The sequence below is a fragment of the Staphylococcus hominis subsp. hominis genome (assembly GCF_002901845.1).
Lineage (GTDB): Bacteria > Bacillota > Bacilli > Staphylococcales > Staphylococcaceae > Staphylococcus > Staphylococcus hominis.
The window spans coordinates 140,286-161,584 of record NZ_PPQE01000028.1 but is presented as its reverse complement, the minus strand read 5'-3'; the positions used below and the strand labels follow the sequence as shown (position 1 = coordinate 161,584).

The 21,299-nt window shown below is 32.2% G+C and carries 18 protein-coding genes and 2 pseudogenes; 5 read left to right on the top strand and 15 right to left on the bottom strand.

Annotation, left to right across the window (positions count from 1 at the left end; translation table 11 throughout):
• Positions 1-48: 48 nt before the first annotated feature.
• The 3 genes and pseudogenes from CD034_RS07970 to CD034_RS07960 form a co-directional block, all read right to left on the bottom strand.
• Positions 49-582: a VOC family protein gene (locus CD034_RS07970; RefSeq protein ID WP_002449191.1), complete on the bottom strand. Its 534-nt coding sequence runs from the start codon at positions 580-582 to the stop codon at positions 49-51.
• Between the two features lie 196 nt (positions 583-778).
• Positions 779-2,788, bottom strand: coding sequence for a catalase (locus CD034_RS07965; RefSeq protein ID WP_103288271.1), 2,010 nt, complete (start codon positions 2,786-2,788; stop codon positions 779-781).
• Positions 2,789-2,996: 208 nt separating this feature from the next.
• Positions 2,997-3,617 (bottom strand): annotated as a pseudogene (locus CD034_RS07960) (nitroreductase family protein).
• Positions 3,618-3,923: 306 nt separating this feature from the next.
• On the opposite strand from CD034_RS07960, the gene CD034_RS07955 reads away from it, so the two are divergent.
• Positions 3,924-5,300 carry an amino acid permease gene (locus CD034_RS07955; protein ID WP_002488489.1) on the top strand — a complete coding sequence of 459 codons (1,377 nt, stop codon included), beginning with the start codon at positions 3,924-3,926 and terminating at the stop codon, positions 5,298-5,300.
• Between the two features lie 78 nt (positions 5,301-5,378).
• Here CD034_RS07955 and CD034_RS07950 read toward each other — a convergent pair whose 3' ends face one another.
• The 6 genes from CD034_RS07950 to CD034_RS07925 all read right to left on the bottom strand — a co-directional run bounded on the left by CD034_RS07950 (position 5,379) and on the right by CD034_RS07925 (position 13,040).
• On the bottom strand, positions 5,379-6,680 hold the full coding sequence (locus CD034_RS07950) for an NtaA/DmoA family FMN-dependent monooxygenase (RefSeq protein ID WP_103288270.1): 1,302 nt from the start codon (positions 6,678-6,680) through the stop codon (positions 5,379-5,381).
• Between the two features lie 95 nt (positions 6,681-6,775).
• A complete protein-coding gene (mcrC, locus tag CD034_RS07945; RefSeq protein ID WP_002454615.1) occupies positions 6,776-7,810 on the bottom strand; it encodes a 5-methylcytosine-specific restriction endonuclease system specificity protein McrC in 1,035 nt (344 codons plus the stop codon).
• Positions 7,807-9,927 carry an AAA family ATPase gene (locus CD034_RS07940; protein ID WP_002454614.1) on the bottom strand — a complete coding sequence of 707 codons (2,121 nt, stop codon included), beginning with the start codon at positions 9,925-9,927 and terminating at the stop codon, positions 7,807-7,809. Before CD034_RS07940 ends, mcrC begins: the two co-directional genes overlap by 4 nt.
• 137 nt (positions 9,928-10,064) lie before the next feature.
• Positions 10,065-11,423: a branched-chain amino acid transport system II carrier protein gene (brnQ, locus tag CD034_RS07935; RefSeq protein ID WP_103288269.1), complete on the bottom strand. Its 1,359-nt coding sequence runs from the start codon at positions 11,421-11,423 to the stop codon at positions 10,065-10,067.
• Positions 11,424-11,637: 214 nt separating this feature from the next.
• Positions 11,638-11,862, bottom strand: a complete 225-nt coding sequence (locus CD034_RS07930) for a hypothetical protein (protein WP_002449204.1) — start codon at positions 11,860-11,862, stop codon at positions 11,638-11,640.
• Between the two features lie 185 nt (positions 11,863-12,047).
• A complete protein-coding gene (locus tag CD034_RS07925; RefSeq protein WP_002449309.1) occupies positions 12,048-13,040 on the bottom strand; it encodes a metal ABC transporter solute-binding protein, Zn/Mn family in 993 nt (330 codons plus the stop codon).
• A 226-nt stretch (positions 13,041-13,266) separates the two neighbouring features.
• Here CD034_RS07925 and CD034_RS11235 point away from each other — a divergent pair, with 226 nt between their 5' ends.
• From CD034_RS11235 to CD034_RS07915, 3 genes and pseudogenes are all read left to right on the top strand, one after another.
• Positions 13,267-13,407 carry a hypothetical protein gene (locus CD034_RS11235; RefSeq protein ID WP_153801330.1) on the top strand — a complete coding sequence of 47 codons (141 nt, stop codon included), beginning with the start codon at positions 13,267-13,269 and terminating at the stop codon, positions 13,405-13,407.
• A 186-nt stretch (positions 13,408-13,593) separates the two neighbouring features.
• Entirely contained in the window at positions 13,594-15,141 is a 1,548-nt protein-coding gene (locus CD034_RS07920) for an SLC13 family permease (protein ID WP_064206847.1), read from the top strand.
• Between the two features lie 87 nt (positions 15,142-15,228).
• A pseudogene (locus CD034_RS07915) lies at positions 15,229-15,566 on the top strand (arsenate reductase/protein-tyrosine-phosphatase family protein).
• A gap of 59 nt (positions 15,567-15,625) precedes the next feature.
• On the opposite strand, the gene CD034_RS07910 reads toward CD034_RS07915, so the two are convergent.
• From CD034_RS07910 to CD034_RS07895, 4 genes are all read right to left on the bottom strand, one after another.
• Positions 15,626-15,826 carry a hypothetical protein gene (locus CD034_RS07910; protein WP_002449526.1) on the bottom strand — a complete coding sequence of 67 codons (201 nt, stop codon included), beginning with the start codon at positions 15,824-15,826 and terminating at the stop codon, positions 15,626-15,628.
• A gap of 194 nt (positions 15,827-16,020) precedes the next feature.
• Positions 16,021-16,899: a mechanosensitive ion channel family protein gene (locus CD034_RS07905; protein WP_002449266.1), complete on the bottom strand. Its 879-nt coding sequence runs from the start codon at positions 16,897-16,899 to the stop codon at positions 16,021-16,023.
• 186 nt (positions 16,900-17,085) lie between these two features.
• The gene (locus CD034_RS07900; protein WP_002449321.1) at positions 17,086-17,598 is read right to left on the bottom strand and encodes a universal stress protein; all 513 of its coding nucleotides are present in this window, start codon (positions 17,596-17,598) and stop codon (positions 17,086-17,088) included.
• Between the two features lie 86 nt (positions 17,599-17,684).
• Positions 17,685-18,149, bottom strand: coding sequence for a hypothetical protein (locus CD034_RS07895; protein WP_049437715.1), 465 nt, complete (start codon positions 18,147-18,149; stop codon positions 17,685-17,687).
• A 191-nt stretch (positions 18,150-18,340) separates the two neighbouring features.
• Between CD034_RS07895 and CD034_RS07890 the strand changes: the two genes are divergently transcribed.
• The gene (locus CD034_RS07890; protein ID WP_049431596.1) at positions 18,341-18,673 is read left to right on the top strand and encodes a hypothetical protein; all 333 of its coding nucleotides are present in this window, start codon (positions 18,341-18,343) and stop codon (positions 18,671-18,673) included.
• A 320-nt stretch (positions 18,674-18,993) separates the two neighbouring features.
• Here the strand turns inward: CD034_RS07890 and CD034_RS07885 are convergent, their stop codons facing one another.
• Together CD034_RS07885 and CD034_RS11455 are read right to left on the bottom strand one after the other, a co-directional pair.
• Positions 18,994-20,193, bottom strand: coding sequence for a GTP-binding protein (locus tag CD034_RS07885; RefSeq protein WP_103288268.1), 1,200 nt, complete (start codon positions 20,191-20,193; stop codon positions 18,994-18,996).
• 290 nt (positions 20,194-20,483) lie between these two features.
• On the bottom strand, positions 20,484-21,299 hold an 816-nt coding region (locus tag CD034_RS11455; RefSeq protein WP_258026835.1), incomplete at its 5' end, for an MFS transporter.

Here is a 21,299-nt window from a genome sequence, read left to right as displayed (position 1 = left end):
CAAAATCGTCACTGTCGAAAAATGTAATGCACTACTGCGTCCATTTTATTACTCATCGTTACTTTTAGGAATAAATACCTTCGCTTCACTATCTTTTGGATAATAAAAACCATTAGGTACAGTTTGAAGTTCGATTAAGCTTCCCCATGGCGCTCGAATATAAACGGTTTTATTATTCTCTGTATTCTCATATTTTGTATTAGAATGTGGTTCAGATAGTGGCTCTCCTCCTGCCTGTTTGACACGTTCTAATACATGTTCAAATTCGTCACTTTCAATATAAAAAGAAATATGTGTAAAACCTATATCTTGTAGTGATTGTGGTTCATGTTGTTGAGCGTGTTGGAATTCAAACATTTCAATATTAGGACCACAACCAAACACCATCATGCGTTTATGAATAATTGAAGTTCCTTTTTCTAGCCCTAAGATATGCTCGACATATTCGCCACCTCTTGGTTCATCATTTTTAGTTTGACTATCATATGCAATTTTTCCATCTAGTCCCTGTTTAAAAAAAGCAGTGGCTTTTTCAATACTAGGAACCGTAAGACCAATATGATTAATACCTCGATTCATCATATCTCCTCCTTACTCAAAAGAGTGCAAGACAGCATTCATTTTGAATTTATCGTCCACTCCAGTAACGTATCTCCAACTTGTGTTGATTGAAAAGAATTTGGAACAAACGCATGTTCAATTCAATCATCGACTGCCAATATATTAAAAAAGCCTAAGACAACACATTATGTCTCAGGCTTTTTCAAAAAATCATTCATTATTTTCTATCGAAATATCTGTAACGTTTGAATGCGTCAAGGATAGCTTGTGGTTCGCTAGATACTACAACACCAGGCGCATCTAAATCAATACGATTACTTTGTAATACATTTTTCGCTTCTTCAGTGATTACAACAGGTTTTTTATGATTATAGCTCATTTCAACAAAGTCAATCGCAGTCGGTAACATTTCTTTACCGTCTGAAAGAACGATTACACTATCAAATACTGTTGAACTTGCTGTGCTATAAGTTTCAGTAATACCAATTTCGTCATCATTAAGGTTTTTAGCTGTTTGTCCAACAAATGCATAGTTTAAGTCGTTGTTAAAAAATACTTCTGCATATGATTTTAATGTTTCAGCGCTAATATCACCATTTACAAGCACTGCTACAGAGTGTCCTTTTAGTGGGATATCAAATTTTTCTAATGTTAATTGGCTATCTTTAGCATCTGATTGCACTTCTTCGTTTTCTGCCGGAACTTCTACACCTACATTATTTGCTACGTATTCAGCTAATTTACGATCAACTTTATTAATTTGATTAACAGCATTTTGTTTTACTTCTGTTGATTTACATTTACCAATTTCAAATGAAAATGCATCAGCTAAATGTTGTTGTTCTGCTTCAGTTAAGCTGTTTTTATATAATTTAGCTTGAGTATAGTAATCTTTGAAACTATCACTACGTTGACGTACTTTATAACCTTCTACTTTTTCATGATAATGCTCGAAACCACCTTGTTCTTTAGGTGTCGTATGAGGGTCATTATTGTTCAAGCCATTTTTATGGTAGGCTGTTTGACCTTGATGAATATATGATTGATGCATTGCATCGCGTTGATTATTATGAACGTCTGCAACTGGGCGGTTAATAGGAATTTGGTTAAAGTTTGGTCCGCCAAGACGAGAAATTTGTGTATCTGTGTAAGAGAATAAACGACCTTGTAATAATGGGTCATTAGAGAAATCAATACCTGGAACAATATGTGCAGGGTGGAACGCAACTTGTTCAGTTTCTGCAAAGACGTTATCTACATTACGGTTCAACGTCATTTTACCAACAATTTTCACAGGTACTTGATCTTCTGGCCATAATTTAGTTGGATCTAAAATATCAAAATCAAAGTCAAATTCTTGTTCAGGTTTGATAATTTGTAAGCCTAATTCCCATTCAGGATAGTCGCCTTTATCAATTGATTCATATAAATCTTTACGATGGAAATCAATGTCTTTACCATGTAAGATTTGTGCTTCATCCCATACTAAGCTTTCTAAACCTTGTTTAGGTTTCCAGTGGAATTTAACAAAGTAAGATTGACCTTCTTTATTTACAAGTCTAAATGTGTGTACACCAAAACCTTCTTGTTGACGGAAGTTTTTAGGAATCCCTCTATCACTCATTGCCCAGAATACTGCGTGCATAGATTCAGGGTTTTGACCAATGAAATCCCAGAATGTATCGTGCGCTGAACCACCTTGTGGCATTTCATTATGTGGCTCTGGTTTTAACGCATGTACGAAGTCAGGGAATTTAATTGCATCTTGAATAAAGAATACAGGTGCGTTGTTACCTACTAAATCGAAGTTACCTTCATCAGTATAGAATTTAGTAGCAAAACCACGAATGTCACGTACTGTATCTGGAGATCCTTTAGAACCTTGTACAGTAGAGAAACGCACAAATACAGGTGTTGTTTTTTCAGGGTGTGTTAAGAAGTCAGCACTTGTATATTCACTTAAATCTTCATACACTTGGAATTCACCATGTGCACCGAATCCACGTGCGTGTACCACACGTTCAGGAATACGTTCATGGTCAAAGTGCATCATTTTTTCACGGAAGTGGAAGTCTTCTAGTAAAGTCGGACCTCTATCCCCTACTGTCAGTGAATTTTCATCTTCACTTACTTTCATACCACTATTTGTAGTCATTGCTGTACCATCATTATTTTTTCTTAGAGCATCTAATTGTTGTTGTTTTTTGTTTTCATTTGATTGATCCATACTTATCTCTCCTAGATATAGATTGGTATCGTAAATACATTGTTATGTACATTGTTTCCTTATTACGGGATACAGTTAGTTATTCCCATTTATAAAAGAATTAATCATTTTAAAGAAAAAATATATTCCCATAAATTTTTATTTAAAGAACTTTCTTTTATAATCGTTTATGAAAATATATTTTTTGATATTTTATATTAAACTTTAATTATTGGTAATCTACTACCTTATCAACTGGCATTCTATATGATGTATGAGGTTCTTTTTCTTTCTTACCAATCGCAACGATTAACACTGGAACGTAACGTTCTAAATCATATCCGAATGCTTCGCCAATTTTGTCATGCTCAAAACCACCGATAGGGTTCGTATCATAGCCATATTGTTTTGCAACTAACATTAATTGCATCGCAGCTAAACTACTATCCACTTTTACGATGTCACTCATAACTTCACGTGAACTATTTTTGTAAGTATCCATTACAAAAGGTAACATTTGGTCTTTTACTTCTTGAGGCATATGTCCTTCCTCAACCGCTTTGTTATAGATAAACTCGCCTTCCTCATAACATTGTAAATCACCGAAAATAACAATCATCGCTGATGATGTATCATTTTGTGACGTATTAAAACGAATTAATGGACGTCATTTTGCTTTCGCTTCATCACTTTCTACAACAACAAAACGCCACGGCTGCATATTCACTGATGAAGGTGCTTTTGTTGCCTTTCTAATGATTTCATTCATTTCTTCATGTGGAATTTTATAATTTGGATCAAATCCTTTCACAGATTTTCTACTTTCCAATATTTCGTTAAAATCGTTCATTCATTTCCCTACTTTCATATTTTAATTACGTAACCTAGATTATTAAATAAATTGAAAATAAATAGAAGTAATTTGCTTATAGATTTAAAAAAACACTCAATTTAATACATTATTAATTATAGTTAATAATGTATTAACATTTATCTATTAGACTATTATTTGATTAACAATAACTAAATAGGGTATCCTTAACCTTAACAAATAAATAATTTGAAATTTAGAAAAATTATTTATGTTATAACAAAGGGTATTGGATTCAGTCATAAAGTTTCAGTCATAAGGTTACTCATGAAAGGGAAGAAAATTATGGCAGAAGATAAACTGCAAAGAGAGTTGAGTAATAGACATATTCAACTTATCGCTATTGGTGGCGCAATTGGTACAGGACTGTTCCTTGGATCAGGTGAATCTGTACATTTAGCCGGACCGTCTATTTTATTGACTTATGTTATTGTCGGTTTTGTATTATTTATGTTTATGAGAGCAATGGGTGAAATATTGTTATCAAACTTAGGATTTAAATCATTTGGCGATATCGCCCATCATTATATTGGACCAATTGCTGGATTTATGGTCGGATGGACGTATTGGTTAACTTGGATTATCTCAGGTATGGCTGAGGTAACTGCAGTAGCGAAATATGTAGGGTATTGGTATCCTACAGTACCAAACTGGCTAACAGCTGCATTTACTATCTTAGTATTAGTCGCTTTGAACTTATTCAGTGCAAAGCTATTTGGAGAGTTAGAATTCTGGCTGTCAATTATTAAAGTGATAACAATTGTAGCCTTAATCATTGTTGGTATTGTGATGATTGTGCTTGGAATGAAAACATCATATGGACAAGCAAGCGTAACGAACCTTTGGTCTAGAGGTGGATTTTTCCCGAATGGTATTCAAGGTTTCTTGATGGCATTTCAAATGGCTATCTTTTCATTTATTGGTATTGAGTTAATTGGAATTACAGCTGGGGAAACTAAGAACCCACACAAAACGATTCCTCAAGCAATTAACAATGTACCTGCGCGTATTTTAATTTTCTATATTGGCTCATTAGCAGTGATCATGTCTGTAGTACCTTGGGATAAACTAAACCCAGCAGACAGTCCTTACGTAAAATTATTCGGCCTGATTGGTATTCCATTTGCTGCCGGTATTATTAACTTTGTCGTTTTAACAGCAGCTGCTTCATCATGTAATAGTGGTATTTTCGCAAATAGTCGTACAATGTACGGTTTAGCAGGTCGTAAACAAGGCCCACCATTCTTGCATAAAACAAATAAACATGGTGTACCTCACTATGCTATTTTAGTTACATGCGGCTTATTAAGTATTTCAGTTATTTTAAATGCAGTATTTAAAGATGCAACAAAAGTGTTCGTTCAAATTACGATATTTTCAACAGTATTGAATATTTTAATTTGGACACTTATCATGATTGCCTATCTAAATTATGTCAAACGTAATCCTGAATTACACAAAGATAGTAAGTTCAAAATGCCTGGCGGAAAATATATGGCATTTGCGATTCTAGCTTTCTTCGCATTTATCTTTATTATCTTATTAATTAACAGTTCAACTAGAATTGGAGTATTATTTATACCCGTATGGGCAATTATTCTTTGGATTATGTATCAAAAATATAAAAAAGAATCAGACAAAGCGAAAGTTAAAATGGAATAATATAAAGAACATTTTAGACTTCCCCCTAATGGAGGAAGTCTTTTTTCATGATATCTATTAAATAAAAGAGAAGCTTAATTATAGTTTCTCTGTATTTATATTTAAATGGTCTTTTAACATATGACTTTCATATTCTTTTCTAAACACGCCACGCGCTTGAAGAACTGGAATGACTAAATCAATAAATTTTTCAAATGCGTTTGGATATGTTGGTGACATTAACATAAAACCATCACACGCTTCTTTTTCAAACCATTCAATCATTTCATCCGCTACTTGTTCCGGTGTCCCCACTATCGTTTTATGCCCTACCCAAGTACCAAATCGATCTAATACATCGCGTAAGGTAAGGTGTTCGGTCATAACAGCACGCTGTACAGCTTCATAAACAGATTTTATAACTTTTTTCTCTAATGCATCATAAGGTGGCAATGATGGCACAACTTCATCTAGTGTCCATTCACTTATATCTAGACCAATGGCTTTAGATAATTGTTTCTTGCGTTTTTCAAGTGGGATTATATCATCTAATTGTTGTTTAAGTTTATAAGCGTCCTTCTCATTCTCATCAACATAAACGGTGAGACCTGGTAATACAAGAGGTGGTTGACGATTTTCTTCCATGGCACGTTGATGAATGTCTTGTCTGAACTGTTGGCCATCTTGTAAATTCCATGCAATTGAAAAAATAGCATCCACGTGTCGTACTGCTAAATCACGACCTGGAATAGAAGTTCCTGCTTGAAATAAACGTGGTCGACCATATTTTGGTGTTGGAATGTTAATAGCTCCGGCAACTTGAAAATACTTTCCTTGATAATGAAGTGGATGAATATACTGATGATTTAAGCCAATTCCTGAGTTTTTGTGATTAACGATAGCCTCTACAGTAAATGATTCCCATAATTTTTTCATTACATTAATAAATTCATCTGCTCGTTCATAACGTTTTTCAAGATGTGGTAAAGCTTGCATCGAGTAGTTTTGTGCTTCTAAATCAAATTGAGATGTTACAATATTTGCCCCAATACGCCCATGAGATATTTGATGTAAACTTGAAAGCATACGTGCTGCAAGATAAGGTTCATAAAAAGAAGAAGAAATGGTACCTATCAAACCAATTGAATGTGTTTCACGTGAAATGGCAGCAAGCGCCGTTAGTGGTTCAAAATAATAAGAAATATGTCCCGTTTCTTCTCCAGATATATATTGACCATCACCTAAGAAGAATGCATCCAGTTTACCTTTTTCGGCTAATTTCGCTAACTTAATTTGAAAATCAATATCTCCAACTTCTTCAACATATGAATGTGGTAGTCTCCAAGAGGCAGGATGTAGACCTGTACTATAAGCTAAAACAGATAAATGCATGTGTTTCATTGTCATTAACCCCTTTGTTATAAGTCAAAATTGTCATTTTAATTTGCATATATCGTATATGAATTGTTGAAATTTTACAATATCTACTAACTATTTTATATCTTAAAATAATTATATACAATATCATCTAGTTGTTTAGCAATATGAATAAAATCTTGATTTAAATCCAATGTTTTGACACTAATCGTATTGCCACTCATCTGAAACGTATTATCAGGTACAAGTTGTTCATCCGTTTTCGCATACAATAACATCCCCGCAACATTTATCTGTTTCGATTTTAAGTGAAATGCTTCATTTTTTACATACGCAAATATTTGATATAAATTTCCAGAATGAATCGTTCTTGTATCAAAATACTGTTGTAACGTCGACGTATAATACTTTGTATCAATAATTAAGCATTTTTTCCCATAAGTGAGCATGACATCACTTCTCATTGTCGGTAACATGTGACGATAATCATCATCAATGGCCCATGGAATATGAGACGCGGTGACTTTTAACTGTGGAAATTCCTTTTTATAATAAGCCCTAACAAACCGTTCATATAAACGCGCCATCTGTTGTTCATCTTCGAACATCATCGTTTCTCTTGAACCGCTTCTTTCTGACTGAATTCGTCCTTGCGTAACAAGGTAACAAATAGCCATTAACATACGATATGTTTCGTGATGACGATCAAATCGTAACTGCCAATCAATATGTCGATAATCTAATATATCTACTTGTTCAAAATATATCAGCAGTCGTTTTAACGCTTTTTTACGTGTGCGCGAAATATCTAATTTTAGAACATTAAGCATTGTTGTTTTTAAAATTTGATTCATATACGTATTAATTGAAAATTCATCATACGTGCAATTTAACTGTTTATGCATCATTGTTCCTTGTTGTATGGATGCTGTGACATTAATCTTTCCTCGTATCACATTAAGCGAGTCATTGTGTTCTAAATAGTCATGTTGAAGACCATATTTTAATTGACTCGATACGCCTTTAATCAGGAGCGCACTATATAAATCTGCCACATTATTAAATGATTCTGTTGCTATATGTTGATAGCCTTTCTTATTCAAAACTGTAAACGCGTAAGACAACATATAATAAATATTATGAATGTTAATCATTGAATCGCTTCCCTTAAACGTACCTTCCAACTATCCACTTTTGAAGGGTCGTCAAACCAATATTCTTTTAATAATGGTATCATTTCGAATTCAATAATATTTGATAATTCAGACTCTGTGACATCAACCATATTACTGAAATAACTATGGCCAATAACGAACCCCTCACCTAACATATCATCATCTCGAATGTCGACATTCAGTGCTTGAATTGTATCAATTAATGCATCAAATTGTGGATTTTTTAAATTTTCTTGATAATGTTTAAATTGTATGGTTTCAAAGGCAGGATTCATATCAAAAAATGCAAATCGACGTCGTAGTGCATAATCAAGCATGGCTAAGCTTCGATCTGCTGTATTCATCATACCAATAATATAAACATTATCTGGAACACAGAATTTCTCATCTGCATAGAGTAATTCTATTTCCATTCCCCTCTTATCATTTTCAATTAACATAAACAACTCACCAAATATCTTACTTAAATTGCCACGATTAATTTCATCGATAATAAAGAAATGGTCTTTCTCATTATCTTCTTCTGCTTGCTTACAAAAATTGTAAAACGCACCGGTACGCAATTCAAAGCCAGTTTCAGTAGGACGATAACCCATCACAAAATCTTCATATGAATAGCTTTGATGGAATTGTACAAGTTTCACACGTTCTTTATCTTTAACACCTATCATTGAATAAGCCAATCGTTTCGCTGCATACGTTTTACCTACGCCTGGTGGCCCTTGTAAGATGACATTCTTTTTTCTTCTAATTAATTGCACAAGCGTGTCATAGTCTTCTTCATTCATAAATACATCGTCTAAGAATTGTTCTGCTGTATAAATGGGATAAGTCGTTTGTGTAGCAACCACTCCATCAGAATGTTCAACTGAAAATAACTCATTAAATTTCCGAATTGTTTCACTATATGGCGTAATTTTAGTGAGCGTCTTATTTAATGTTTTGATTGGAATCTTCCAGTTTCCTTTCTCCTTCCAAACAAGGTGAATAATATTTTTATCATTTTTATATTGATGATTGGATGAAACAACGCCCCATCCTACAATATCAGTCTGTCCTTTTTTCACATAAACAATATCCCCACGTTTCATTTCTTTACTAAATTCCCATATGGCATTAACCGTATGAATATAATGATGCTGATTATGGTTCAATTGTTGTAATTTTTGATTAATCTCTTCTTTAGATGCATATTTCGAGAAATCTTCTAACTCGTTATATCCAATAGACATTTCTCCATTCTCAATAAAAGAAGCAAAATCAACATCTTGTGGTTTTGGAGAATAAATCCAATAATTCACGACTTCTAAATCCTTATCTGCATCGATATCTTTTACTTTTGAACTTTGCTTGACTTCCTTTGATTTGCGCCATGCTTCATAACTTAAATCAATAAAATCATTCAAATAGTTATCCTCTTTTAAAAATAATTTTAATTTTTCAATAATCATTAAATACGTGGTCGCAGTTAATGATTGTTTTAAGTTAACCTCAAAATTGATATACTTTGTACTGATTTCGCTTTCTTCAAAAATATACCAAATCGCTCGAGAATCTAAATTGGCAAATGTGTCAGAATCAATCCAAAATAATCCACTGGTTAACTTACCCATACCGATTCCAGGCTGAGCCATCACTTGATTAAATTTTCTCTTAAAGTTATTTTCATTATCTTCACTTTTATCTGCTGAATACAATAAAGCAATTTCAAACAACGACCATAAATTTTCAATATCTTGTGCTTCACGATCATTCTTAAAATTATAAAATGTAGCACGTAAATTCATCACTGTCGGAATACCATCAAAATTTTGTGGTATATCTGCTTTCACATCAAATAGTTTGGCCATTTCTTCTATAATTTTAATTCTATTTTTTTTAGTCATAGAACTCTTATTAAATAATCCAAACACAGTAAATGGATCCATATCTATCATTTCATTATTAATTTCTAATTTAGGCATATTGATTTGAGTGTTAATATAAAGTTCTTGTATTTTCTCAATCAATTGATCACGACAATTTTGATATTCTAACAATTTATGAGCTAAGGCTTTATAAAAGATTGCCCATGTTTTATCTATTTTATAGTCCATCTTTATTTCTCCTCAAAATTATTATTATCTTCATTTTAATGCATTTTATAAATATATTTATACCTTTAAATATATAAAAAAATAAGCTATAAGATCGTATGATTTCAACTTCTTATAGCTTATAGTAAATGGCTTAATTATGCTTGAACTTCGTGTTTGTTGCCACGAACTTTATAGACAATAAGTCCGATAATAAATCCAATTAATGCTGGGACAATCCATCCCATACCAATATCAAAGAATGGTAAATAATTCTCAGCAAAACCGATTAATGATTGTGCGAAGTTCGTTTTCACAAAAGGTTCTGGACTCGCTTTAATACCATCAAAAAATGCAGCAATCACTGTAAATAATGTAGTAAATCGATACACAATTGACGAATTATTAAATAAATGACTTACTAAGGTTAGTAAAATCAGTGTAATGGCTAATGGATAAATAAACATTAATACGGGTAATGAGTACATAATAATTTTTGTTAATCCGACATTCGCAAATATAAACGCCAATACATTAACCATAGTGGCTAATACAATGTAGTTCGTTTTAGGAAATAGTTCTGTAAATGTTTCTGAAAAAGCTGTAATTAAACCAATTGCCGTTTTTAAACACGCCACAATAATAATAAGTGATAAAACAATAATTCCGAAATCACCTAAATAATGTTGGGCAATTTGTGCAAGGGCAATGCCCCCATTTTCACTTACTTTAAATTCTCCAAGACTCATTGTTCCCATTACTGCAAGAAGTGTATAGATGACACCCATGCCAATAATGCTAATGGCCCCCGATTTCACTGTTTCTTTAGCAATATCATTAGGATTTGTAATACCTAATTTTTTAATAGTCGTTACAATAATGATTCCAAATGCTAGTGATGCCAGTGCATCCAATGTATTATACCCATCGATAAAACCTTTTAATAATACACTCTTATTGTAGTCAGGACTTATTGGTGCATGACTTATACTGCCCATTGGGTGAATCAATGCAAGTACGACCACGATACCTAATAAAATCAAAAAGACTGGATTTAAGAACTTGCCAATATAGTCTAAGATTTTAGAGGGTTTACGTGCAAAAAACCAAGCTACGATAAAGAACAACATACTAAAGACAGGTAAAATCCATTTTCCACTGCTTGGAGAAACAAATGGTGAAAAAGCAATTTCATATGATGTTGTTGCAAGTCTTGGTAAAGCAAAGAAGGGTCCAATAACAAGATAAAGACCAATCGTAAATATGTATGCATAAATTTTACTTACGCGTGAAGAAATTGCAAATACACCATTCGTCTTAGAAATACCAATCGCAATAATTCCTAAAAATGGTAAACCGATTGCTGTAATTAAAAATCCTAAATTCGCAAGTAATACGTTTGCGCCTGCCATTTGCCCTAGATGAAGTGGAAAAATTAAGTTTCCTGCTCCAAAGAACAAACCAAAAAGCATCGACCCAATAAAGAGATTCTCTTTAAATGTAAGTTTCTGTTTCATTGTCTTTCCTCGTTTCCCTCTTAAAGTCATAATAGATATTATACATTTTTTTAAAATCAATTTCTTTAGAATTTTTAAAAAAGTTAGATAATAATATATAAAAAAACTTCTCTTTGCATGATTACATTCATTTTTTATGCAAAAAGAAGTTTTAAGTGTAACCTTATACTCATCGATATTTATCCTTAATTATATAATTTTTAGTTATACAGACTTAGCTAATATATGTATCTGCATGTTCAAGGCGATATGTTTCACCTTTTGCTTTAGCTTCTTCATAAGCTTCATATGTTGTATGTTTAACATCTTCAACTTTGTAATTTACCGTTTTCGCAAATTTCCTTACATCTTCTTCATTTTTGGCCAATACAAATACCGTTAAAATATTGTCATCTACAATGTCTTTATGGTGTTGGTAACGTAGTCTATAAATATTCATGACGCTGTCTCCTTCCAATCTATTAGTGATAAACCCTTACTTCATAAAAATAATAAATAATGCCCTACATATTATTTAAATTTAATATACCACTTTTTTTTGAAAAAGGAAGCCTATAAAAAAGAAGTAAGATAGAATTTACTTGATCTTCATATCTTACTTCTTTACTTTAATATACTTTAATTTTAAGATTCATTTTTTAAAGCTTTTTCAATAGCTTTAATATTTTTCTTCATAAATGATTGATACGTATTACTGTCATTATCTTGTTGTTTAGTATGAGAACCCATATTATAAAATGAAATTGTTTTTGCATGTGTTTCTTTTCTAACCGTGTCTGCAACTTTATTCGACACATTTTCTTCAGCTAGGATATAGTTTACCTTATCCTCTTTAATTTGTTTTACAATAGTTGTAAGATCTTTTTGACTTGGTTCTTCAGCATTCATATTTTCGATTCCTTCTTGCTTAAAACCATAGCGATCAGCTAAATAACCAATAGAATCATGTGAAATATATACTGTTTTACCTTCTTGACCTTTAACAGCACGTTTCATATCTTTATCTAAATCCTTCAAATCACTAACTAATTTTTTATAATTCTTTTCATAGTCATCTTTATGTTTAGCATCTTTTTTAACTAATTCATCCTTTATATCTTTCGCAAATTGTTGACTTAATACAGGATCTAACCAAACATGAGGATCATATTTACCATGATGATGCTCATGTTCTTCGTGCTCGCCATGTTCTTCGTGTTCACCGTGTTCATGTTCATCCTCTTCGCCTTTTAACAAATCGGCTTTATTTAAAGATGATTCTAATGATAATGTTTTATTTTTATCATTCATCGCATTTGCAATTTTTTTAGCGACTGGGTCTAGATTATCCCCTGTATATACAAATAAATCTGATTTACCAATATCGACCATTTGTTTTTGACTCGGCTCATATGTATGTGGATCCATTCCATTCGGATAGACTGATTCAACATGAACGTATTTACCACCAATTTGTTGAGCAAAAGATTTCAGTGGATATACTGTCGTTTTTACCTCAAGCTTTTCATTGTTCTCTGATTTTTTATCTTTATCACTACCACTATTGGATGTTCCACAAGCTACAAGTGACAACGTTAAAATACTGATGAAGACTAACATTAAACTTTTCTTAATCATTTTCTTCTCTCCTAAATAGTAATTATTACGTTTTAATAATCGCATTTCATATCGAAATTGTCAATGGACGATTTAAAAAAATGAAAATGATTAAATAATTATATATAATTGTTGTTTTACTACAGTCAGAAAAAGGACCGAAAGTTATAAAAGGATTTTTATTATGAAAAAATTTCTTCTAGATAAATAAGGCATTATTGAAACATTTAATAGCAAAAGTAAAGTAATGCCTGAAACAATGAGTGGAGAATGTATTGCTATAAATAAAATTAAAAATGATCAACATATCCATATTACTGAACCTAAAGAACCAACTGTTAAGTTAACAATATTAAGAAAAATGATTTCGGACAACTTTAATATATAAGTAACAGAGTGAAACAGAATTCCCATTAAATTCATTGTTTCGTTCCTTTTCATCTCAATATTTCTATGTTTATTAGCTTTAATTAATAGTTTTTTGAAAATTTTGTGTATTTTAAAATACAACTCCTAAAATAAAGCGCTTTCTTGTTAAAATAATAGTGTAACTATTTTAAGGGGGACGATGATAATGACAAAGGGGAATCAAATCACTAATCAATCTAAAAAAGAAACATCTAATAAAGGATATAAACCATTATGGATTGTGATTAGTTTTATCGTATTAGTAATGATTTTATTATTACCTACTTCAAGTAGCTTACCGGTCATGGCTAAAGCAGCACTTGCCATTCTTGCTTTTGCTGTAATCATGTGGGTTACTGAAGCAGTATCTTATCCAGTTTCAGCTACTTTAATTTTAGGACTTATTATATTATTACTTGGCTTTAGTCCTGTTCAACATCTCTCAGAACAACTTGGTCATCCTAAAAGTGGAAACGCCATTCTGAAGGGAAGCGAATTATTAGGCACAAACAATGCTCTGAGTCTCGCATTTAGTGGTTTTTCTACTTCTGCAGTAGCACTTGTGACCGCCGCTTTATTCTTAGCAGCTGCCATGCAAGAAACCAATCTTCATAAACGGCTAGCACTTTATGTCCTTTCTATTGTAGGAAATAAAACAAAACATATTGTTATCGGTGCAATTTTAGTATCAATTGTATTAGCCTTTTTTGTACCTTCTGCTACGGCTCGTGCTGGTGCTGTTGTACCCATTTTACTCGGGATGATTGCAGCCTTTAAAGTGAGTAAAGATAGTAAACTAGCATCACTCTTAATTATTACATCCGTACAAGCGGTATCGATTTGGAATATCGGTATTAAAACTGCCGCTGCGCAAAATATCGTCGCTATCAATTTCATTAATCAAAACTTAGGCTATAACGTGTCTTGGGGTGAATGGTTTTTATACGCTGCACCGTGGTCTATACTGATGTCTATTGCCTTATATTTCATTATGATGAAAGTAATACCACCTGAACGAGATGCCATTGAAGGTGGTAAAGAATTGATTAAACATGACTTAAACGAACTAGGTCCAATGAGTGCTAGAGAATGGCGACTCATTGTCATTTCTATCTTATTACTGATCTTTTGGTCTACTGAAAAAGTACTTCACCCTATCGATTCAGCAAGTGTTACTTTAATTGCATTAGGTATGATGCTCATGCCTAAAATCGGTGTGATTACTTGGAAAGGCGTTGAAAAGAAAATTCCATGGGGGACAATTATCGTCTTTGGTGTAGGCATCTCACTTGGTAACGTCTTACTTAAAACAGGCGCTGCCCAATGGCTCAGTGATAAAACATTTGGGTTAATGGGACTAAAAGAGTTACCAATTATCGCAACGATTGCACTCATTACATTATTCAATATTTTAATTCATTTAGGTTTTGCGAGTGCAACAAGCTTATCCTCTGCACTGATACCCGTATTTATTTCATTAACATCAACATTAGGGTTAGGCGAGCATTCTATCGGCTTTGTTTTAATACAACAATTTGTGATTAGCTTTGGATTCTTATTACCAGTGAGTGCACCACAAAATATGTTAGCCTACGGTACAGATACATTTACGGTTAAAGATTTCTTAAAATCAGGTATTCCTCTCACTATTATAGGTTATATTCTTGTGATTTTATTTAGCTTAACGTATTGGAAATGGTTAGGTTTAGTGTAAAATGAGTCAGATTCATTTTATAGATAGAGAGGTTTATCATGACCAAAAAAACCATTTATTTGTACAGTGAATTTTTGTCGTAGCCAAATGGCTGAGGGTTTTGGAAAAGCAATTTTAGGTGATGAATGGAATGTATATTCAGGAGGCATTGAAACACATGGTGTTAATCCTAAGGCAGTTGAAGCCATGAAAGAAGTAGTATCAACATTTCAAATCATACCTCTGATTTAATTAATAATACGATTTTAAAACAGTCAGACTTAGTAGTAACATTATGCAGTCATGCTGATGCGCATTGTCCTACTATGCCATCAGGTGTTAAAAAAGAACATTGGGGCTTCGATGACCGAAAATATGGGTCAGCATTCCAACGTGTTCGAGATGACATTAAAAATGCGATTGAACAATTTAAGTATAAAACATAATAAAACAGCAGTTACTACGTATTTGACGTAGTAACTGCTGTTTATTGATATAGCCATGCTTACCAAAAGTCACTTGTTACAATATTTTTTCTCTCAATGTCTAAATTTGGAATGTCCCTCTCATTCGCAACCGCATCTTTATAATTTAAATTAAGTGCCTCAATGGCTTTATCAAACGTCACATTATCTTTACACATGTACTCCCATACATTTTTATTGATGTACGCATTACCATCATAATAAAAGTCTTTCACCCACATTACTTATCATCCCTTTCTATTTATTACAGTTTGATATTACACCTAAAGTGTAATATAGGCAAACCTTAAATAATTAGAAATCATTAATTATTTATCAGTTTATATGATGATAATTAAATAAATTTTTAGTCATAAAAAGTTATTATAAAAAACTTATGAAAAAAATTTAAAAGCCTATTATTATAAACATTTGTTTATTTTTCTTCATCTTCTAATTTCACAAGTGTTGGTTTAGGCGTATGAATGCCTACATCGTTAAAGTAACTTATGATTTCTTTTCTTAATAAACGTTGGCCTGGAAAATGCATGCCTGGTTTAACATGAGCTAATAATTTAATTACCATTTCATTACCATCAATACTATCTAAACCGAGTAAATCAGGTGCAGCAACGAACATATCATATTTATCTTTTAATGTTGGTAAGAATGCTTTTAATTCTTTTTCAATAACGTCATAATCTTCATTTGGAGAAATCGGAATTGCAATAAGAGGCGATACATCTGTCTTAGAATAATTTACAATTTCACTAATTGTCCCATTAGGTAAGGTATACACTTCTCCAGTATCAGATTGAATACGTGTAGATCGTAAACCTATTGTTTGTACTGTCCCTTCTGCAATCGTTACACCTGACGAATTAATTTGAACATAATCGCTGACGTCAAATTGTCCTTCAAAAATAACGAAAAAGCCGGTAATGATATCTTTTACAACAGTCTGGGCACCAAAACCAACTGCTAAACCAACAACACCAGCCCCAGCTAAAATAGCTGAGACGCTAATTCCAAAACGAGAGAGAATCGATGTAAGAACAATAAACCAAACAACATAACTAATTAAGTTTTGAACAAGTGTTGAAAGTGTCTCACTTCTTTTAATTTTATAGCGTGTCTTCTTCTTCTCATTGACTTTAAAAAATTTCGTTACTACTTTTCTAGAAATTGCAATAACAATCATACCTAATAAGATATAAGCAACAATAATTAAAATATTGGCTAGTAAATTTTGATAAAATTCTATCTTCGTCAATGGTTCAATAAATTTAATAAACAGTTGTTTCATTTGACTCATGTTGATATAATACTCCTTTTATACTTAGATTTTTAAATGATTGTGCGCTATTATTTAGAACACGACACTTAAATAAAAATGATACCATATTTTATATATTATCTGAAATAATCATTTGCTTTATTCCAGAATAAAAAACTTCATTCTCACTGCTTCGTGAGAATGAAGTCATATATTAAGTCATCATTACTTATGTTCTGAACTTTCAAAATATCGTCTTCTAAATGCTGGAGTTGCTACTTTTGATTCAAAGTCTTCTGGAATTTCTTCAGTACGTACAACTAATACATCACATGGGGCATGACGTACAATCGCTTCTGATACCGAGCCAATCATAAAACGTTCGACTGCATTTAATCCTGAAGCACCACACATAATTAAATCAACATCTAATTCATTTGCTAAATTTTTAGGAATGAGTAATTTCGGTGGGCCAAATTCAAGTCGTGTTTCTACATTTGTCACGCCTTCTTTAACGGCAAGTTCTTTATAGCCTTCAAGTAACTTCTCAGAATACTCTTTAGACGGGTCAAATTGAGATGCGTACACTTCATACGCAGTATATGTTCTCGTATCAATCACATGCACAATTGTGAGCTTTGCATCATTACGTTTTGCTACATCAACGGCTTTATTAAAGGCCCATTCTGCTTCATCTGATCCATCAACTGCAATTAAAATGTTTTTGTATGCTAACATTTTAATCTCCCCCTTCATCTGTTCTCACCTTTATTTTAGCACTGTTTCAAAAAAATGAGTATTAATATGTAAAACGCTTTCAAAAACTATATATTACGTTCTTCTTTATCAATTTGATGTTGTAAGTAGGATAAAATAGCGCTATAACATCCTAATGATATCGTTAAAATAAATGGTAATAGTTTGATTGATACTTCTCGGGCATGTTTAGAACTCGTTAATGTTAAATGATCAGTTAAACCTTGCATATCTATATGACTAAAGCATGCATAACTAATAATTACAAAAAAGGTTAGCGTCGCTATTAATTTCATTTTATTTACAAAGTCACTACTAAACTGAATCAATGAAAAAGCTAAAATAAGAATAATAATATTGAATATAACACTAAAAATAATCCACAACATAATAAATGTCGGCTGATTTAATTTCCCCATGTTTAAAATATTTCCTTCTACCATTAGAGGTATTAAGAAACTAAATAAAATTGAAATGCTAAATGTAATGATCACTGTTAGTAATGCCCCTAACAGTTTTAAAAAATCCCGCATCATATCCACCTTTTAAAAGTTAATATATTAATATTGTACAATTTAATACATTTATATGCTATATTCATCAAAATATTTAATTAACTATTTTCAACATCAATCTTATACTAACTTACAGTGTTGTAATTTTAGAATGTCTTACTTACTATTTATTTTATTATATGTTTTTATAGAATTGAGGTGATCATGATATGCCAAATGAAAATTATAGAGAAAGTGATATTTTAGGAGGCATTAGCTATTTAAGTGTCTTCTTTGCACCAGTATTATTTCCACTTATTGTATGGATCGTCGCACAACCACCAGCTTCGACCCATGCTAGAAATGCGTTATTCAATCACATCATGAGTTGGGTTATGGTGGTATTAGGATTAGTAACCCTATCTATTTCCCCAGCTTTTGTAAATAGTGAACACGGTATCGGCTGGATTATTGCAATCCTCATCGCAGTTATTTTCTTTATATGGGCACTTGTGCTATTTTTAAAAAATATCATTAGAGGTATTCAATTAATGATGCCATAAAAAAAAGAGGAAGTGACGATAATTTCGTCGTTTCCTCTTTAATTTTATTAATCTCTTGTTGTATGAAACTAAAAAATGACCAATCAAATATTTTAAATTTTATCGTTTTCAGTATAAAAGGCAATACTATAATGTTGTTTGTGAGAATTATATATATACTTTTATTCCATTATGATTACCTACTGTAATTATAATAAGGTTTGGTCGTTTTAGTATTAGATTGCGCTTGCAATACTATATTACGAAAAGTAGTATGATGTTTATATGAAAATTGTAATCAATATTTTTATCATCATAACTTGTTTAATATCCATTATTTCTTAAGGTTTTCTTATTTTCCAACGATAAGGATCTTCAAGTTGATGCCAATCAGAATTCATTTCGCTACTATTCACCAGGCATTCATCGAGTTCTTTTTCTATTTTTTCTTGATCTAAGTCGGTACCAATAATGACAAATTGTGTATTTCTATCCTCATATTCAATATCCCAACTTTCCGCTACGTCACGACGTTGAGCAAGTATCTCTTCCCGTTTTTCTTTAGACATTGATGCAACCCAATATGTAACTGGGCTGATATTACATGACGATCCTGCTTGTGACAGTAAACACGCAACCTCGTTATATTGCGCAAGCCATACAATCCCTTTTGAACGAACAATGTTTTGAGGCATTTGTTCTAACCAATCATTGAAACGTTTCGCGTGAAACGGTAATCGTCTTGAATAGACAAACGAATTCATACCATATTCTTCAGTTTCTGGTGTATGCGTCTCATGGCCGCCTTCTGTTAGTTCCTTAATCCATCCTGCAGAATTGCTAGCTTTTTCAAAATCAAATCGTCCTGTATCTAAGACATCATTAATATCTACTTGAGACTGCGTTGTTTTAATTATTTTTGCATCTGGTTGTAATGTTCTAAGTATATGTTCTAACTTATCTAGCGCTTCATTTGTAACTAAATCTGTTTTATTCAATACAAGTACATCACAGAATTCAACTTGGTCTATTAATAAATCCGCAATCGAACGTTCATCTGTCACATCCGCACCTTGATTACGATCCACAAGTAAATCTTCTGAATGAATATCATTAACAAATCGATTCGCATCAACGACCGTAACCATCGTATCTAAACGACAAATCGAAGTGAGATCTATTCCCATCGCTTCATCGATATACGAGAATGTTTGCGCTACAGGTACTGGTTCAGAAATGCCTGTAGATTCAATAACGATATAATCAATATTGCCTTTATGTACAAGTCGTTCAACTTCTTTTAATAAATCGTCCCGTAACGTGCAACAAATACATCCATTAGATAGTTCAACTAATTTTTCATCTGTTCTAGACAGTCCACCACCATCAGCAACTAAATCTTTATCAATATTAACCTCACTCATATCATTCACAATAACTGCAATACGACGGCCTTCTCGATGATTTAAAATATGATTTAGTAACGTTGTCTTCCCTGAACCTAAATAACCACTTAATACAGTTACAGGTATCTTACTCATTTATATTCTCTCCTTTTAAATCGTAATTATTACGATTTAAATTGTACAGAGATTTTTAATAATGTCAATATTAATTAAATGAATGATGTTCTATAGCGAGTGATTTACCGCGTAATCATTAGTATGTCTTCACTTATACTTCAAGGTTTGATATTCCTTAAATGTATTAAATTTTTAATGACATCATGATATTGTTTATGAAACATTGCTGATAGTTTTTATAAAAAAAGAGCGAAAAATTATTTTTCGCTCTTACAAATTATAAATAAATTTTTTTATTTTTTAATATTTCATTCAAATTTTGCGTTAATAAATTTAACTGAGATTGCACCCAGAAGCATCATGTTTCCTGCAAACAATAACATGGCAGGCATTGAACTTCCTAATAGTGGGAAAAGTGCAAAGCTTACTACAGAAGCGACAATTTGTGGTAAACAAATACTTGTATTAAATAAGCCTAGATAAGCACCTGAATTTTCTCCGTCAATGGCTTCGGTTAATAGTGTAAAAGGTTGGGTATTCATCGTTAAGTTATTAATACCAATGAATATAAATGAAATAATGAGTAACCATTGGTTATGAATAAAGAACATTGAAATAAGACCTAATCCACCAAAAATTAATCCAAAACTATACCAAAATTTTCTTTGAGAGGGTTTAGATTTTGCAATGACAAAACCAAAAATAACTGAACTTAAAAATTGTATACAGTATAACACACCATACCAGTTTCCTGCTGCTTGATATCCTGCTGAAGAAGGGTCTGTCGCATTCCATACATTTTTTGCTATTGCACCTGTTGAATACGTCCAGAGATACATTAATGCAAACCAGTTAAAAAATTGAACTACACTAATTTGCCAAAATTGTTTAGGCGCAGTTTTTAACAGTTGCCATAAATTTAATTTCTCATTCCTATTGTCATCTGAAATGCCGTGATAATAGTTATATGTTTTAGGTTCATATTCTTTAACGGAAAGAACCGTCCAAATAGAAGCAATGAGTAATACCGCTGCTGCAATATAATAAGCTATTTTTACTGTCATCGGTACTTCCCCTTTAGGCGCTACATTACTCATTCCCATCATTGTTAGTAAAAATGGTAA